The 15,393-nt window shown below is 72.7% G+C and carries 16 protein-coding genes and 1 pseudogene; 9 read left to right on the top strand and 8 right to left on the bottom strand.

From position 1 onward, the window contains the following. Nucleotides 1-26: 26 nt before the first annotated feature. Nucleotides 27-1,196 (bottom strand): elongation factor Tu, encoded by a 1,170-nt coding sequence (gene tuf / locus ACIGAQ_RS24305; protein ID WP_311682221.1) that lies wholly within the window; start codon nt 1,194-1,196, stop codon nt 27-29. A 334-nt stretch (nt 1,197-1,530) separates the two neighbouring features. On the opposite strand from tuf, the gene ACIGAQ_RS24300 reads away from it, so the two are divergent. Then, nucleotides 1,531-2,322: a TVP38/TMEM64 family protein gene (locus tag ACIGAQ_RS24300; protein WP_311682222.1), complete on the top strand. Its 792-nt coding sequence runs from the start codon at nt 1,531-1,533 to the stop codon at nt 2,320-2,322. Nucleotides 2,323-2,344: 22 nt separating this feature from the next. On the opposite strand, the gene ACIGAQ_RS24295 is transcribed toward ACIGAQ_RS24300, so the two are convergent. Continuing rightward, entirely contained in the window at nt 2,345-3,514 is a 1,170-nt protein-coding gene (locus tag ACIGAQ_RS24295) for a thiolase family protein (RefSeq protein WP_399786023.1), read from the bottom strand. Nucleotides 3,515-3,607: 93 nt separating this feature from the next. Here ACIGAQ_RS24295 and ACIGAQ_RS24290 point away from each other — a divergent pair, with 93 nt between their 5' ends. The 3 genes from ACIGAQ_RS24290 to ACIGAQ_RS24280 all read left to right on the top strand — a co-directional run bounded on the left by ACIGAQ_RS24290 (nt 3,608) and on the right by ACIGAQ_RS24280 (nt 5,389). Further along, nucleotides 3,608-4,078: a helix-turn-helix domain-containing protein gene (locus tag ACIGAQ_RS24290; protein WP_362278714.1), complete on the top strand. Its 471-nt coding sequence runs from the start codon at nt 3,608-3,610 to the stop codon at nt 4,076-4,078. 159 nt (nt 4,079-4,237) lie between these two features. Then, nucleotides 4,238-5,113, top strand: coding sequence for an undecaprenyl-diphosphate phosphatase (locus ACIGAQ_RS24285; RefSeq protein ID WP_362278713.1), 876 nt, complete (start codon nt 4,238-4,240; stop codon nt 5,111-5,113). Nucleotides 5,114-5,209: 96 nt separating this feature from the next. Beyond that, nucleotides 5,210-5,389, top strand: a complete 180-nt coding sequence (locus ACIGAQ_RS24280; protein ID WP_311682229.1) for a hypothetical protein — start codon at nt 5,210-5,212, stop codon at nt 5,387-5,389. Between the two features lie 162 nt (nt 5,390-5,551). Here the strand turns inward: ACIGAQ_RS24280 and ACIGAQ_RS24275 are convergent, their stop codons facing one another. Then, entirely contained in the window at nt 5,552-6,154 is a 603-nt protein-coding gene (locus ACIGAQ_RS24275; protein ID WP_399786018.1) for a DUF4291 domain-containing protein, read from the bottom strand. A gap of 92 nt (nt 6,155-6,246) precedes the next feature. On the opposite strand from ACIGAQ_RS24275, the pseudogene ACIGAQ_RS24270 reads away from it, so the two are divergent. After that, a pseudogene (locus tag ACIGAQ_RS24270) lies at nt 6,247-6,716 on the top strand (nuclear transport factor 2 family protein). Between the two features lie 68 nt (nt 6,717-6,784). After that, nucleotides 6,785-8,359, top strand: coding sequence for an apolipoprotein N-acyltransferase (gene lnt, locus ACIGAQ_RS24265; protein WP_399786015.1), 1,575 nt, complete (start codon nt 6,785-6,787; stop codon nt 8,357-8,359). Here lnt and ACIGAQ_RS24260 read toward each other — a convergent pair. After that, on the bottom strand, nt 8,283-9,188 hold the full coding sequence (locus ACIGAQ_RS24260) for a Gfo/Idh/MocA family protein (protein ID WP_399786013.1): 906 nt from the start codon (nt 9,186-9,188) through the stop codon (nt 8,283-8,285). The genes lnt and ACIGAQ_RS24260 overlap by 77 nt on opposite strands. 13 nt (nt 9,189-9,201) lie before the next feature. Next, complete coding sequence (locus tag ACIGAQ_RS24255; protein WP_399786010.1) at nt 9,202-10,386, bottom strand: FAD-dependent monooxygenase; 1,185 nt, start codon at nt 10,384-10,386, stop codon at nt 9,202-9,204. 117 nt (nt 10,387-10,503) lie between these two features. Here ACIGAQ_RS24255 and ACIGAQ_RS24250 point away from each other — a divergent pair, with 117 nt between their 5' ends. The 3 genes from ACIGAQ_RS24250 to ACIGAQ_RS24240 all read left to right on the top strand — a co-directional run bounded on the left by ACIGAQ_RS24250 (nt 10,504) and on the right by ACIGAQ_RS24240 (nt 12,296). Further along, on the top strand, nt 10,504-11,094 hold the full coding sequence (locus ACIGAQ_RS24250; protein WP_399786007.1) for a TetR/AcrR family transcriptional regulator: 591 nt from the start codon (nt 10,504-10,506) through the stop codon (nt 11,092-11,094). A 43-nt stretch (nt 11,095-11,137) separates the two neighbouring features. Beyond that, a complete protein-coding gene (locus ACIGAQ_RS24245; RefSeq protein ID WP_311682241.1) occupies nt 11,138-11,650 on the top strand; it encodes a DinB family protein in 513 nt (170 codons plus the stop codon). Nucleotides 11,651-11,801: 151 nt separating this feature from the next. Next, nucleotides 11,802-12,296, top strand: coding sequence for a hypothetical protein (locus ACIGAQ_RS24240; protein ID WP_399786004.1), 495 nt, complete (start codon nt 11,802-11,804; stop codon nt 12,294-12,296). Between the two features lie 25 nt (nt 12,297-12,321). Here the strand turns inward: ACIGAQ_RS24240 and ACIGAQ_RS24235 are convergent, their stop codons facing one another. The 3 genes from ACIGAQ_RS24235 to ACIGAQ_RS24225 form a co-directional block, all read right to left on the bottom strand. Further along, nucleotides 12,322-12,813 carry a hypothetical protein gene (locus ACIGAQ_RS24235; protein WP_311682243.1) on the bottom strand — a complete coding sequence of 164 codons (492 nt, stop codon included), beginning with the start codon at nt 12,811-12,813 and terminating at the stop codon, nt 12,322-12,324. A gap of 111 nt (nt 12,814-12,924) precedes the next feature. Beyond that, entirely contained in the window at nt 12,925-13,608 is a 684-nt protein-coding gene (gene ung, locus ACIGAQ_RS24230) for a uracil-DNA glycosylase (protein WP_311682245.1), read from the bottom strand. 91 nt (nt 13,609-13,699) lie between these two features. Further along, entirely contained in the window at nt 13,700-15,286 is a 1,587-nt protein-coding gene (locus tag ACIGAQ_RS24225; protein WP_399786000.1) for an ABC transporter substrate-binding protein, read from the bottom strand. Nucleotides 15,287-15,393 lie beyond the last annotated feature (107 nt).

The following is a 15,393-nucleotide window of genomic DNA, read 5'->3' as shown; positions in this document are numbered from 1 at the left end:
AGGACGGCCGGCAGCTCCCCACCTCCTCACCCCACCGAGGTCACGGTCCCGGCCCCCACCGTCCGCCCACCCTCACGGACGGCGAACCCGAGCCCCGCCTCCAACGGCACGTCCCGCCCCAGCTCCACGGTCATGACGACGGTGTCACCGGGCCGCGCGACGGCAGCCTCGCCGAGGTCGACGACCCCGACGACATCCGCGGTGCGGATGTAGAACTGCGGCCGGTAGCCGCTGGAGACGGCCGTGGTCCGCCCGCCCTCACGAGCGGACAGCACATACACCTGTGCGGTGAAGCGACGGCCGGGCACGACGCTCCCCGGCGCGGCCACCACGTGCCCCCGCCGGACGGCGTCCCGGGGAACCCCTCGCAGCAGCAACGCCACGTTGTCCCCGGCCTGCGCCTCCTCCATCGGCTTGCCGAAGGTCTCAAGACCCGTGACCACCGTCTCGACGGAGGCCCCGAGCACCTCGACCCTGTCCCCGACCCGGACCACGCCGCGCTCGACCGCACCGGTCACGACGGTCCCGCGCCCGGTGATGGTCAGCACGTTCTCCACCGGCATCAGGAACGGCGCGTCGAGATACCGCTCGGGCATCGGCACGTACGTGTCCACCGCGTCGAGCAGCGCCTCGATCGACGCCGTCCACCGCGGGTCGCCCTCCAGGGCCTTCAGCCCGGAGACGCGCACGACGGGCACGGAGTCACCGCCGTAGCCGTGCGCCGTGAGCAGGTCGCGGACCTCCAGCTCGACCAGGTCGGTCAGCTCCTCGTCCCCGGCGTCGGCCTTGTTGAGGGCGACCACGATGTGGTCGACGCCCACCTGGCGGGCGAGCAGGACGTGTTCGGCGGTCTGCGGCATGATCCCGTCGAGCGCGGAGACGACGAGGATCGCCCCGTCCAGCTGCGCGGCGCCGGTGACCATGTTCTTGACGTAGTCGGCGTGGCCCGGCATGTCGACGTGCGCGTAGTGCCGGGTGTCGGTCTCGTACTCCACGTGCGCGATGTTGATGGTGATGCCGCGCGCCGCCTCCTCGGGCGCCCGGTCGATCCGGTCGAACGGCACGAACGCGCCGGTGCCGCGGTCGGCGAGGACCTTGGTGATGGCGGCGGTCAGAGTGGTCTTGCCGTGGTCGACGTGACCCATCGTGCCGATGTTCAGATGGGGTTTGGTGCGTACGTACGCCGTCTTGGGCATGGCGGTACCTCGAAGCCTCTTCGTAGGAACTGGGACCCCGGGGACTGGCCGACCCTCCCCCTGCGGGGTCCGCCGGACGATCCGGAGAGGGTCAGCTTCGGGCGCCGTCGACAGCGGCCGGGAGAACGGGGACGGCAGCCTTCGGCGCATCCGCGACTGCGGATGCTGCGAGGGCGAAGGCGTGCCGGAACATGAGGTCGATCATCGCCGACGCCTCAACGGGCGTCGAACGGTTTTCGTCCGGCCTGCGTACAGGGGGTGCGACCGGGTTCCTGTGACGGTCGTGAGACGAACCATACGGCGATCACACACATTTGTCGGTTAGTGTCACCGGATGCTCGATGCCACCACCCGCTCTGGGGGCACCGCCACGGCCTCTCCCCGGGCCACCACCGCGGAGCTCGCCGTCGCCGCTTCTCCGGCAGCGACCGCCTCGTCCGCCGTCTCCACCGGTTTCGCCGCCCGCTGCACGAGAGTCGTGCTGTCCCCCTGGTCGCGGCTGTCCCTGCTCGTCGCCCTGCTGGCCGGGGCCGCCTGCACGATGCTGCTGTTCGAGCCGCAGCGGCTGCTGACCCAGGGGTGGCCGCCCCAGCTGAGCGGAGCCGCGGCGGCGCTGGTCTTCGCGGCGGCGTACGGGGTGTGCACCGTGGCGTTCGTGCCGCGGCCCCTGCTGAACCTCGCGGGGGGTGCCCTGTTCGGTTCGCAGGTCGGTCTCGGCGTCGCCCTGGCGGGCACGGTGCTGGGCGCCGGGATCGCCTTCTGCCTGGGCCGTGCGCTCGGCCAGGAGGCGCTGCGGCCCCTGTTGCGGGGGCGCTGGCTGAAGGCGGCGGACGGTCAGCTCAGCCGGCACGGCTTCCGCTCGATGCTGGCGGTCCGGCTCTTCCCCGGTGTGCCGTTCTGGGCCGCGAACTACTGCGCCTCCGTCTCCCGCATGGGCCTGCTGCCGTTCCTGCTGGCCACGGCCCTCGGGTCCATCCCGAACACGGCCGCCTACGTGGTCGCCGGCGCCCGTGCCTCGACGCCGACGTCCCCCGCCTTCCTGATCGCGCTGGCGTGCATCGCCCTGCCCGCGCTGGCGGGCGTGGTGGTGGCCTGGCGCAAGCGGCACCGCCTGCGCCACCTGTGACGGGCCGTCACGGCCCTCGGGCTCAGACGCGTTCCAGGACCATGGCGTTGGCGAGCCCGCCCGCCTCGCACATGGTCTGGAGTGCGTAGCGGGCACCCCGTTCCCGCATCGCGTGCACCAGCGTCGTCGTGAGCCGGGTGCCGCTGGCGCCCAGCGGATGGCCGAGCGCGATGGCGCCGCCGTGCACGTTGACCCGGTCGAGGGCGGCGCCGGTCTCCTGCTGCCAGGCCAGGACGACGCTGGAGAACGCCTCGTTGACCTCGAACAGGTCGATGTCGCCGAGGGCGAGCGACGCCCTGCGCAGCACCTTCTCGGTCGCCGGGATCACGCCCGTGAGCATCAGCAGCGGGTCGGAGCCGGTGACGGCGAAGCTGTGCAGCCGGGCCAGCGGCCGCAGCCCCAGCCGGGCCGCCGTCTCGCTCGACGTGATGAGCACCGCCGAGGCGCCGTCGTTGATCGGGCTGGCGTTGCCCGCCGTGACGTTCCACTCGATCTGCGGGAACCGTTCGGCGAAGCCGGGGTCGTGGTAGGCGGGCCTGAGCCCGGCGAGGACCTCGGTGCTGCTGTCCGGCCGGACGCACTCGTCGCGCGTGACGCCCTCCAGGGGCGCGACCTCGGCGTCGAACAACCCCGCCTCCCAGGCCGCTGCGGCCTTGTGGTGCGAGGAGACCGCGAAGGCGTCCATCTGGTCGCGTCCGATCGACCACTTGGCCGCGATGAGCTCGGCGCTGATGCCCTGCGGGACGAGCCCGTCGGGGTAGCGCTCGGCGACCCCGGGGCCGAAGGGGTCCTTGCCCGGCGGGACGTTCGACCACATCGGCACCCGGCTCATCGACTCGACCCCGCACGCCACGACGAGGTCGTAGGCGCCCGAGAGGACACCCTGGGCGGCGAAGTGCACGGCCTGCTGGGAGGAGCCGCACTGCCGGTCGACGGTGGTCGCGGGCACCGACTCCGGGAAGCCCGCGGACAGCACGGCGTAGCGGGTGGTGTTCATGGCCTGCTCGCCGACCTGGTCGACGGTGCCGCCGATGACGTCGTCGATCAGCTCCGGGTCGACGCCGGACCGCTCGACGAGGGTGCGCAGGGTGTGGGCGAGGAGCTCCACGGGGTGGACGTGCGCGAGGGCGCCGTTCGGCTTGCCCTTGCCGATCGGGGTGCGTACGGCTTCGACGATGACTGCGTCTCGCATGTGCGGGCCTCCACGACTACTGGTGAGTAGGAAATCCGGACTCACGGTATCCCGCAGGGTTGGAAAATCCAACCCTCTCGTAGACTGGGCGCCATGGCCGCCCGTAAAGATCCGCGTCCCTGCTCCATCGCCGACACCCTGGCGCTGGTCGGCGAGAAGTACTCGCTGCTCGTGCTGCGGGAGGTGTGCCTGGGCAACGGCCGGTTCGACCAGCTGGTGCGCAACATCGGCGCTCCGCGCGACATCCTCGCCACCCGGCTGCGCCGGCTCGTGGACGCCGGGATCCTCACCAAGGAGCTCTACAGCGAGCGCCCGCAGCGCTTCGAGTACCGGCCGACCCGGGCCGGGCTGGAACTGGAGCCGGTGCTGCTGACCCTCATGGCGTGGGGCGACCGCCACCTGCGGGCGGACGGCGACCACCCGATGGTCGTGGAACACTCCTGCGGTCGCGCCCTCGCCCCGGCCGTCACCTGCCGGGCCTGCGGCGACGAGGTGCGCCACGAGGACCTCACGGCACGCCCGCAGGCTCCCGGCTGGACCGTGACCGGACCGACCGCGGCCTGATCCGCTCCGCTGCGGGGCCGCTTCCAAACCCCTGTGTCCTGGCGGTCTCCCGGGGGCGCTACGCTTCCCCCTCGGCACACATGATCCCCCGCTCCTCGCGACGGCGGTCCGGTGTGCCCGTCGTCCGTCCCACGATCGGCACTTGGACTCCGCTACCTCATGTCTTGGTTCGAATCACTCATCCTCGGACTCGTCCAGGGGCTGACCGAGTTCCTCCCCGTCTCCTCCAGCGCCCACCTGCGCCTGACGGCGGCCTTCTCGGGCTGGGAGGACCCGGGCGCGGCCTTCACGGCGATCACCCAGATCGGCACCGAGGCGGCCGTGCTGATCTACTTCCGCAAGGACATCGGGCGGATCATCTCGGCGTGGACGCGCTCGCTCACGAACAAGGCGCTGCGCAGCGATCCGGACGCCCGGATGGGCTGGCTGGTCATCGTCGGCTCCATCCCGATCGGCGTGCTCGGCGTGACGCTGAAGGACCAGATCGAGGGACCCTTCCGCGACCTCAGGATCACCGCGACCATGCTGATCGGCATGGGCATCGTCCTGGGCATCGCCGACCGGCTCGCGGCCCGCGACGAGAGCGGCGGTCGGCACCGCGCGCCCAAGCAGCGCAAGGCCCTGGAGGACCTGGGCGTCCGGGACGGCCTGATCTACGGCCTGTGCCAGGCGATGGCGCTGATCCCGGGCGTCTCCCGCTCCGGCGCCACCATCAGCGGCGGCCTGTTCATGGGGTACAAGCGCGAGGCCGCGGCCCGCTACTCCTTCCTGCTGGCCATCCCCGCCGTGCTGGCCTCCGGCCTGTTCGAGCTGAAGGACGCCACCGAGAGCGGTCACGTCTCCTGGGGCCCGACGATCTTCGCCACCGTGATCGCCTTCGGTGTCGGCTACGCGGTGATCGCCTGGTTCATGAAATTCATCTCGACCAAGAGCTTCATGCCGTTCGTCTACTACCGCATCGCGCTCGGCATCGTCATCATCGCCCTGGTCAGCACCGGTGCGATCAGCCCGCACGCGGGTGAGCCGGCGCACTGAGACGGCGCGTGTGAGCCGCGTCTCGTGACCAACCGCATAGCGATCCGGTAGCCGTCCGGTAGCGGCCTGTCAGTGGCTGCCCCTAGGCTTGTCCGCATGTCCCCCGATTTCGTGACCCCTGGTTCCGTGCGGTCCGCTGCCGAGGTGAACGAGGAGATCCGTGCGCTGTGGCGGCGCACGGGCGGCACCCTGTCGGCCGAGGAGCGCGCGGAGTACGAGCTGCTCGTCGTCGAGTGGGCGGCCGCCATCCGCGGCGCCGTCGTCAGGGCGGCCTGACCGGCCCTCGCCCTTCTCCGTCCCGCGGGCGGCCTGCCCGGCCGCCGCCCTCCCGTCCCTCAGGCAGTTCGACCGGCTCCCGCGTCCCGCTACCCAAGCGGCTGGATCGGCTCCCGCCGTCCCGTCCCTCAGGCGCTCGACCGGCTCCCTCCGTCCCGTTCCTCAGGCGCCCAGCCGCGCCAGTACCTCGTCCTCGACCGGATACGGCCGCTCCTCGGGCAACAGCCCGGCCGCTGCGTCGAGTTCACCGGCCCGCACCCGTGCGTGGATCTCCGCGGCGAGCGGCGTGACGTCCTCGATCCCCACGATCCACTCGTCCGCGTAGCGCGCGGCGGCCTCTCCCGCGAGCCCCAGCTGCAGCGACCGGTACGGCAGCGGCCGCAGCCGCAGGTCGCGCTCCGGATCCCACTGCACCCGCGCCGGCGCCCGCTTCAACTGCCGCTGCCAGGCGGTCCGGTCGCCGTGCAGGGCGGGCACGTGGTGGGACAGGCACGCGTTCCGCAACGCCCAGAGGAAGCCGTCCCGCTCGATCTCGACGGCCAGGACCGCCTCCTGGCCCTCCTTGGTGCCCCAGCCGCAGCGGTACATCATCCACAGGAACGACGGCTTGATCCAGGTCATGCGGTCGCGCTTCCAGGACGTCGGGAAGCGGCCGGTGCGGGCGGCGGGACCGCCGATCTCCGGGCGGTAGGCCTGGTAGACCGTGATCGTGGACTCGGTGTGGCGGGCGCGTATCCGAAAGCGCGGCTCGTTCTGATCGTTCACGAGGGACAGGCTGACCGCCCCGGGCCCCGACGGCCACCGAATATCGGCGCACGGCTCTTGGCCCCGCACCCGCCATGCCCAACACTGAGCCGATGACCCAGCGTGGGGAGCTCGCCGCCGTGCGGGACCGGCTGGCCGTCGACGGACTGATCACCGACTACGCGGTGGCGGTCGACGACGGCGACTGGGAGCCTACCGGGGACTGTTCGCGCCCCGGGGACGGGCGGACTACCGCTCGGCCGGCGGTATCGAGGGCGAGGCCGGCGTGGTCGCCGCGTGGCTCGCCGAGAGCCTGCGGCTGTTCCCGATGCGGCAGCACCTGATCGTCAACCGCCGCGTGCGCTTCGGGGTCTGGGAGCAGGACACCGGCGACACGGCCCGCGTCCAGGCCGACTACGTCAATCCCATGGCCACCGCCGGGCCCGCGCCGGACTTCGTGTGCGGCGGCCGGTACGCCTTCGCGCTGCTGCGCACGGACGACGGCTGGCGGCTGAGCGAGGTGGTCGTACGGGAGAAGTGGCGGCGCCTTCCGGACCGGCACACCGCACCTGTGATCAACTGACCCGGCCTCCTCTGTCCTAGATCGTCCGCAGGGCGCACACTGGAGGCACCGCGGGGTAGGAGGCGCCTATGAAGACGCTCGGCCACTGGCTCGCCTCCCCCTGGCGGCGCTCGGCCGCCGCCGCGGTGGCGGGGGCCCTCCCCGTCCTGGCCTTCCCCGCCCCGTCCCTGTGGTGGTGGGCCTATGTCGCGCTGGTCCCGTGGCTGCTGCTGCTGCGCACGGCGCCGACGGCGAAACGGGCGGCGTACGACGGCTGGTGCGGCGGCTTCGGCTTCATGCTGGCCATGCACCACTGGCTGCTGCCGAGCCTGCACGTGTTCACGTTCGTCATCGCCGCCCTGCTCGGCGCGCTGTGGGCCCCCTGGGGCCGGCTGGTGCGCCACCTCCTGGGCGGGACTCCGTCGCTGAGCCGGGTCGCGGTGGCGCTGGTGGTGCTGCCCTCGGGCTGGCTGGCCGCCGAGCTGGTCCGCTCCTGGCAGGGGCTGGGCGGCCCCTGGGGCATGCTCGGCAGCAGTCAGTGGCAGGTGGCGCCCGCGCTGCGGCTGGCCTCGGTCGGCGGGGTGTGGCTGCTGAGCTTCCTGCTGGTGGCGCTGAACGTGGCCGTGGCCGTCCTCGTCGCGGTCCGCGGCGCCCGGGTGCCGGCCATGGCCGGGCTCGTCGCCACGGCCGCCGCGACCTCCGCCGCCTGGATCTACGCGCCCCGCCCCGTCGTCGACGGCCAGGTGCGCATCGCCGTCGTCCAGCCGGGCGTGATCGGCGGGCCGGACAGCGGCGACCGCCGGTTCGACCGCGAGGAACAGCTCACCCGCCGGCTCGCCGGGCAGCGCGTCGACCTGATCGTGTGGGGTGAGAGCAGCGTCGGCTTCGACCTCGGCGACCGGCCCGACCTCGCCCGGCGGCTCGCGGACCTCTCCCGCGCCACGGGCGCCGACATCCTGGTCAACGTGGACGCCCGGCGCTCCGACAAGCCCGGCATCTACAAGAGCTCGGTCCTCGTCGGGCCGGACGGCCTGACCGGGCAGCGCTACGACAAGATGCGCCTGGTCCCCTTCGGCGAGTACATCCCGGCCCGGTCCCTGCTCGGCTGGGCCACCTCCGTGGGCAAGGCCGCCGGGGAGGACCGGCGGCGCGGCTCCCAGCCGGTCGTGATGGACGTGGGCGACGGCCTGCGCGCCGGTCCGATGGTCTGCTTCGAGACGGCCTTCCCCGACATGACGCGCCACCTGACGCGGGAGGGCGTGGACGTGCTCATCGGCCAGTCCGCGACCTCCACGTTCCAGCAGAGCTGGGCGCCGGGACAGCACGCCTCGCTCGCCGCGCTGCGCGCCGCCGAGACCGGCCGCCCCATGGTGCACGCGACGCTCACCGGCGTCTCCGCCGTCCACGGCCCGGACGGGGAGCGCGTCGGCTCACGGCTCGGCACGGACGCCTCCGCCACCCAGGTCTACGAGATCCCCCTCGCACACGGCACCACGCCCTACGTCCGCCACGGCGACTGGACGGTGCACGCCGCCCTGCTGATCCTCTTCGGGTGGGCGGCCGGCGAGGGCGTGCGGACGCTGCGGCTCAGGCGGTCCGCTCCTGAACCGCCCGCACCACCCGTTCGCACAGCTCATGGGTCTCCAGCGCGTCCCGGGCGCTGAGCACCCGGCCGGCCCGGACGGCGTCCAGGAACGCCAGCACCGCCTGCTCGATCCCGCGCTGCCGGGCGACCGGCACCCAGTCACCGCGCCGCCGCACAGTCGGCTGGCCCTTGTGGTCGACCACCTCGGCGAGGTTGACCACCTGCCGCTTGGTGTCCTGCCCGGACACCTCCAGGATCTCCTCGGCGGAGCCGCTGAGCCGGTTCATCACGCCCAGGGCGGTGAAGCCGTCCCCGGCGAGCTGGAGCACGACGTGGTGCAGCAGGCCGTCCCGGACGCGGGCGCGCACGGTCACGTCGTCGATCTCGCCCGGCGCGAGGAACCGCAGGGTGTCGACGACGTGGATGAAGTCGTCGAGGATCATCGTGCGCGGGTCCTCGGGCAGCCCGACGCGGTTCTTCTGCATGAGGATCAGCTCACGCGGGTGATCGGCGCACTGGGTGTAGCCGGGGGCGTGGCGCCGGTTGAAGCCCACGGCGAGGCTCACGCCCCGCTCCTCGGCGAGCGCCACCAGCCGCGCGGAGTCGGCGAGTTCGTAGGCGAGCGGCTTGTCGACGTACGTGGGCACGCCCACTTCGAGCAGCCGCGTCACGATCTCCGGGTGGACGACCGTGGGCGCGTGCACGAAGGCGGCGTCGAGGTCCGCCGCGAGCAGCGAGTCGAGGGTGGTGTGCCGCCGCTCGGGCGGGAGGTGCAGGCCGTCGGCGACCCGGTCGAGCGTGGCGGGCGTGCGCGTCTGCAGGTGCAGTTCGACCCCGGGCTGGAAGGCGAGGACCGGGAGGTAGGCCTTCTGCGCGATGTCGCCGAGTCCGATGCAGCCGACCTTCACCTGGTGCTCTCCTCTAGTGGTTGCCTGCCGGGTCGTGCTGCGAAGCATACGGCTGCTGCGGCGGCCGCCAGTCGGCGATGTCCTCGAAGCCGCGCAGGAACAGGGCGGGTGCGGCCTTGGACAGCGCGGCCATGACGGTGTTCCGTACGGCGACGGCGGCGCGGCCGGCCCCGAGGTTGAGGCGCGCGACCCGCACGGCCCGGCGTGCTATCGCCGTGGTGCGGGGCAGCCGGGCGGCGGTGTAGGCGGGCAGGTCGTCGCAGTGGTGGGCGAGCACGACCGCGTCCTCGATGGCCTGGTTGCCGCCCTGGCCGAGCGTCGGCGGCATGGCGTGCGCGGCGTCCCCGACCAGGGCGACCCGGCCCAGGTGGTGGGCGGGCAGGGGCTCGGCGATGTGGTGCACGTCGTGGCGCAGCACGTCACCGGGGCGGGCGGCGGCGAGCACGGCGGGGATCGGCTGGTGCCAGTCGCCGAAGCGGCGCAGCAGTTCGGCCCGCTCGTCGTCCGGCGCGTGTGCGCCGGCCGGGGCCATGGCGGCGGCGTAGGCGTAGACCCGGCCGTCCTTGAGCGGGTGCGTGCCCCAGATGCGGCCTTGGCCCCAGGTCTCGTGCGAGGCGAACTCCGCGCCGGGCACGGGGATCACGAGCCGCCAGGTGGTGAAGCCGGAGTAGACCGGTCCCGGGTGGCGGGGGAAGAGCGCGCGGCGTACTGCGGAGTGGATGCCGTCCGCGCCGACCACGAGGTCGGCCTCCAGCTCACCGTCGGGTGTGGTGACGCGGGCGGGCCGGCCGGGTCCGCCCGGGTCGGCGAGGGCCGCGGCGGCGGCCGTGCGGACGGTGCCGGCCGGGAGCCGGGAGGCGAGGCTGGTGATGAGGGTGGCGCGGTGCAGCAGCACGAGCGGGTCACCGAAGCGCGCGGTGGCGGCGTCGGCCGAGGTGCGGGCGAGCCACCGTCCGTCCGGGGCGCGCAGACCGCCGTCCCCGGCCCAGGCGGCGAGGGCACGGATCTCGTCGCCGAGTCCGATGACGTCCAGCGCGCGCAGGGAGTTGGGAGCGAGCGAGATGGCCGCGCCGACCGGCTCCAGCGAGCGGGCCCTCTCCAGCACGGTGACCCGCCAGCCGCGGGCGTGCAGCGCGGCCGCGGCGGTCAGGCCGCCGATCCCGCCGCCGATCACGACGGCCCGCCTCGACTCTGCCATGGCTCCTCCTCGCCGGACCCCACCAGGCACCGCACCTGTGGCTCTCCACTGCTCACTACACCTGTAGTTCACCTTCGACGTTACTACACCCGTAGTGAAACGGGTAGCGTGGCCGTCATGTCCGTACGCACCACCGGCCCCTCGCGCGCCGATCTCGTCGCCGACGCCGCCCTCGCCCTGCTCGCCGAACGCGGGATGCGCGGCTTGACGCACCGCGCGGTCGACGAGGCGGCCGGGCTCCCGCAGGGCTCCACCTCCAACGTCGCGCGCACCCGGCAGGCCCTGCTGGAGCTGGCGGTGCGGCGGCTGGCCGACCGCGAGGCCCGGGTGCTGGCACTGCACGAGATGCCGGACCCCCGCGCCGGGGCCGACGCACTGCTGGACGCCCTGGCCCTGGCGACCCACCGCGCCCTGACCGGCCACCGCGCGCTCACGCTGGCCCGTTACGAACTGGCCCTGGAGGCGACGCGCCGTCCCGAGCTGCGCGCCTTCTTCGACGCGACGGGCGCCCGCTTCCGCGACCAGCTGGCCGCCCTCGTCACCGGCCTGGGTTCCACCGACCCCGACCGGCACACCCTGTCGCTGATCGCCTGGGCGGACGGGCTGATGTTCAGCTGCGTGGCGGGGTCGTTCAGCGCCGCGTCCCCGAGCCTGGACGAGGTACGGGCCGGCCTGCGGGAACTGCTGGCGGGGATGCTCCGGGGCTGAAAAACCCGTGGTGCGGGCCGGGGCACCGGGAAAGGATGCGTTCATGACGACCGAACGCCGCATCCCCGCCACGACCGCCGACGAACGCACCATGCTGGAGGGGTGGCTGGAGTTCCACCGGCAGACCCTCGCCTGGAAATGCGAAGGGCTGAGCGACGAGCAGCTCAGGACCGCCTCCGTGGCCCCTTCCGAACTGTCCCTCCTGGGCCTCGTGCGGCACATGGCGGACGTGGAGCGCAGCTGGTTCCGCCGGGTGCTGGCGAACGAGGACGCGCCGCCCCTGTACTACACCGACGACGACCTGGACGGCGAGTTCCACCTGACCGAGGCCGACACCTGGGCGGAGGCCCACACCACCTGGCAGGGCGAGATCGAGGCGGCCCGCGCCCACGCCGCCCGCTTCGGCCTGGACGACCTCTCCAAGGGCAAGCACCGGCGCACCGGCGAGCGGTACAACCTGCGGTGGCTCTACACCCACATGATCGAGGAGTACGCGCGGCACAACGGCCACGCCGACCTGATCCGCGAACGCATCGACGGCGCGACCGGCGACTGACGTCAGCCCCGGCGGGCCCGCGCCCTCCGTACGGGGCGGGACATCACCCGTGCGGGGCATCCTGCGCCTGTCCGCTGTCCCGGCGCGGGCCGGACGCACCAGAGTGGCGCGGGTGCATCGAACGACGACCACAGCGACGCTCCTCGTGACCGTGGCTGTCTCGGCCCTCGCCGGCTGTACGACGGTCCAGCATCCCTCCGCCCCGGGGGCCCCGACGGCGCCGTCCCGGCCGCCGCTGCCGCGGCCCGAGGGGCGGACGGAGACGCAGATCGTGCAGGCACCGGCCCGCGAGGCCCTGCAACTGATCGAGGAGGCGTCCCGCCGCCCGGCGCCGGCCACCCCCGGGGCCGACGCGTCCACGACCCGTCCGGTGGCGTCCCCGGCGGCCACCTCCCCACGGCAGCCGCCGTCCGGCCGGCACGACGCCGCCCGGCCCCGGCCCGCCCGCCCCGACCGCCCCGGGCCGGCCGGTGACACTCATCAGCGGCCGCGCGCCGAACTGCCCGACGTCTCCGAGTCGGTGCGGCAGGACGTCCACCGGCAGGTCCCCGGCGACACGGACGTGTGCGCACTGGGCCGGCGCTACGGGGGGTGGCGGGCGGACAGCCCGGAGGCGACGATCTGCCGTGACACCTACGGACGTTGACCCGCCGCGCGCCCGCCGCCGCGCCTCAGGGCCGCTGCCGCGGCGGCGTCCACGCCCCGCCGCCGCCCTCCCCCAGCCGGGCCTGCAGCCGTCCGATGGCCGCCCGTACGCCCTCGCCGTAGCGGTCGTCGGCGAGGGCGGCGGCGGCCTCCCGGGCCCATCGCAGATGCGTGCGGGCGGCGTCGAACCGGCCGAGTGCCAGATAGTCGTCCGCCAGATTCAGATGCAGGGAGGGATAGAACGCGATCACGGCGCGGGCTTCCTGCCCGGCCTCCTCCGCCGCCGTCAACGCGCGCAGGTCCCAGGCCAGTTCGTCCGCCGGGTCGTCCTGGGTGTCGGCCAGGTAGTGGGCGAGGGTGCAGCGGTGCAGCGGGTCGCCGTGCTCGCCGATCTCCGCCCACAGGTCCAGGAGGCGGTGGCGGGCCTCCTCCCGGTCCCCCGCGTGGTGCAGCATGACGACCTGCCCGATCCGCGTCAGCACGGCGTCCGGCGCCGTCCGTCCCTGTCGCTCCGCCACGACGCCCTCCGCGCACTCGCCGGCTGTTCGCCCCGACGCTAACCGCAAGGGGCGAGGATCCGGCTCAGGCGGCTCCGGAGACCGTCCCGGCCGGACCCGGCGGGACCCTCGTCAGCCCAGGTTCGGGATCGTCCAGTCGATCGGCTCGTGGCCCTGCGCCGCCACCGCGGCGTTGATCTGCGTGAACGGCCGCGAGCCGAAGAACTTCTTGGCCGACAGGGGCGAGGGGTGCGCGCCCTTGACCACCGCGTGCCGGGTCTCGTCGATCAGCGGCAGCTTCTTCTGCGCGTAGTTCCCCCAGAGGACGAACACCGCCGGGTCGGGGCGCTCGGCCACCGCCCGGATCACCGCGTCGGTGAACTTCTCCCAGCCCCGGCCCTTGTGCGAGTTGGCCTCGCCGCCGCGGACCGTGAGCACCGCGTTGAGCAGCAGCACCCCCTGACGGGCCCACGGCATCAGGTAGCCGTTGTCCGGGACCGGGGTGCCGAGCTCCTCGTGCATCTCCTTGTAGATGTTCCGCAGGGACGGCGGGATCCGCACCCCGGGCCGGACCGAGAAGCACAGGCCGTGGCCCTGGCCCTCGCCGTGGTACGGGTCCTGACCGAGGATCAGGACCTTGACCCGGTCGTACGGCGTGGCGTCCAGCGCCGCGAAGACCTCCTCGCGCGGCGGGTAGACGGGACCCTTCGCCCGCTCCTCCTCGACGAACTCCGTCAGCTCCTTGAACCAGGGCTGCTGCAGCTCGTCACCCAGAACCCCGCGCCAGGACTCGGGCAGCATGGCGATGTCGGTCACGTCAACGTCCTCACGATGTGTGGTCACTTGCAGGCCAGAACCTACAGGCGACCACTGACAACGCGCCCGGGAACGCCGGCTGCCCGGCTGCCTACCAGGCGGTCTTGCGGTGCAGTTCCCACATCATCATGATCGTCGACGGGTCCAGGGCCCGCTCGGCGCCCGAGACGTCCCGGCTGGCCGCCACGTACTGCCGGCCCTGCCACAGCGGCAGCAGCCGCGCGTCGTCGACCAGGATCCGCTGGGCCTCCTCGAACTCCTTCTCCACGTTCGCGCGGTCGCTCTCGCGGCGCGAGCGGGGCAGCAGGTCGCCGGTGATCTCGGGGGCCGGGTAGGGCGTGCCGAGGGCGTTCTGCTCGCCGACGAACGGCGCGATGAAGTTCTCGGCGTCCGGGAAGTCGGGGAACCAGCCTCGTCCGAAGACCGGGTACTCGCCCTTCTGGTAGCCCCCCACGTAGGTCTTCCAGGGGCGGCTCTTGAGGCTGATCGAGAACAGGCCCGAGTCCTCCAGCTGGCGTTCGAGCTCCTTGAACTCGGCGGCGGTCTCGGAGCCGTAGCGGTCGCTCGTGTACCAGAAGGTGAGCGGGACCTTCTGGTTGATGCCGGCCTCGGTGAGGATCTTGCGGGCCTTGGCCACGTCCGGGTCGCCGTAGTCGTCGAAGAAGCCCGTGGTGTGGCCGGTGAGGCCCTTGGGGACCATGGAGTAGAGCGGGTCGACGGTGTCCTTGTAGACCTTGTGGGCGATCGCCGCCCGGTCGACGACCTGCGCGATGGCCTGGCGCACCGGCTTCTTGTTCGCCCAGGGGTCCTTCGGGTTGAACACCAGGTAGTTGATGTCCGTGCCGGTGCCCTCGACGAGCTGGATCTCCTCCTCCTTGGAGGTCTTGCTCTGCAGGTCGACGACGTCCCCGGCGGCCAGACCGCGGTAGGTCACGTCGATCCGCTTGTCCCGCAGGGCCTCGACCATCTCGCCGGAGTCCTGGAAGTAGCGGATGGTGACCGCGTCGTTCCGGCGCTCGGCGAAGCCCTGGTAGGCGTCGTTCTTGACGAGGACGGCTTCCTCGCCCTCGTCGTAGGAGTCGAGGGTGTACGGCCCCGAGCCGACGACGTCGGTGCTCTTGCGCAGGCCGTCGGCCGGGTAGTCCTTCGGGGAGACGATGGACATCGCGGGCGTGGCGAGGACGAACGGGAAGGTGGCGTCGGGCTTGTTGAGGTGGAAGACCACCTCGCGGTCGTTCGGCGCCTGGACCCGTTCGAGGCTGCCCAGCAGACCGGCGGGCCCGCCGTTGACGTTGATCTTGCGGATCCGGTCGAACGAGTACTTCACGGCCTGGGCGTCGAGCGCCTCGCCGTTGGAGAACTTCAGGCCCTCGCGCAGCTCACAGCGGTAGACCTGGTTCGACGAATCGCTGAACTCGCAGCTCTCGGCGGCGTCCGGCTGGGGCGTGGTCTCGCCGACGGGATAGCTCAGCAACGTCTGGTAGATGTTGCGGAACAGTTCCCAGGAGCTGTCCCAGGAGGCGGCGGGATCGAGCGTGCTGGGAGAACTGGTGGTGCCGACGACGATCGGCCCCGCGTCGTCCGGGGTGTCGGACGACAGCACGCCGCATCCGGCGACCAGGGACGATATGGACGCGATGGCCGCCACCCGCCGCAGGCATCGGTTCCGGTTGAACACGCGCACGCTCCTCGATCTGCCATACCAAGGGTCGGCAGACCATACCGCAGTGCCGGGGCGGCTGACCCTCCCTGGAACATGACTTCTTGATCGATAAACCTTTGACG

The sequence above is a fragment of the Streptomyces sp. NPDC085932 genome, assembly GCF_044540525.1.
Classification (GTDB): domain Bacteria; phylum Actinomycetota; class Actinomycetes; order Streptomycetales; family Streptomycetaceae; genus Streptomyces; species Streptomyces levis.
The sequence above is the reverse complement of the archived record's forward strand: the minus strand, read 5'-3'. Positions and strand labels throughout refer to the sequence as shown.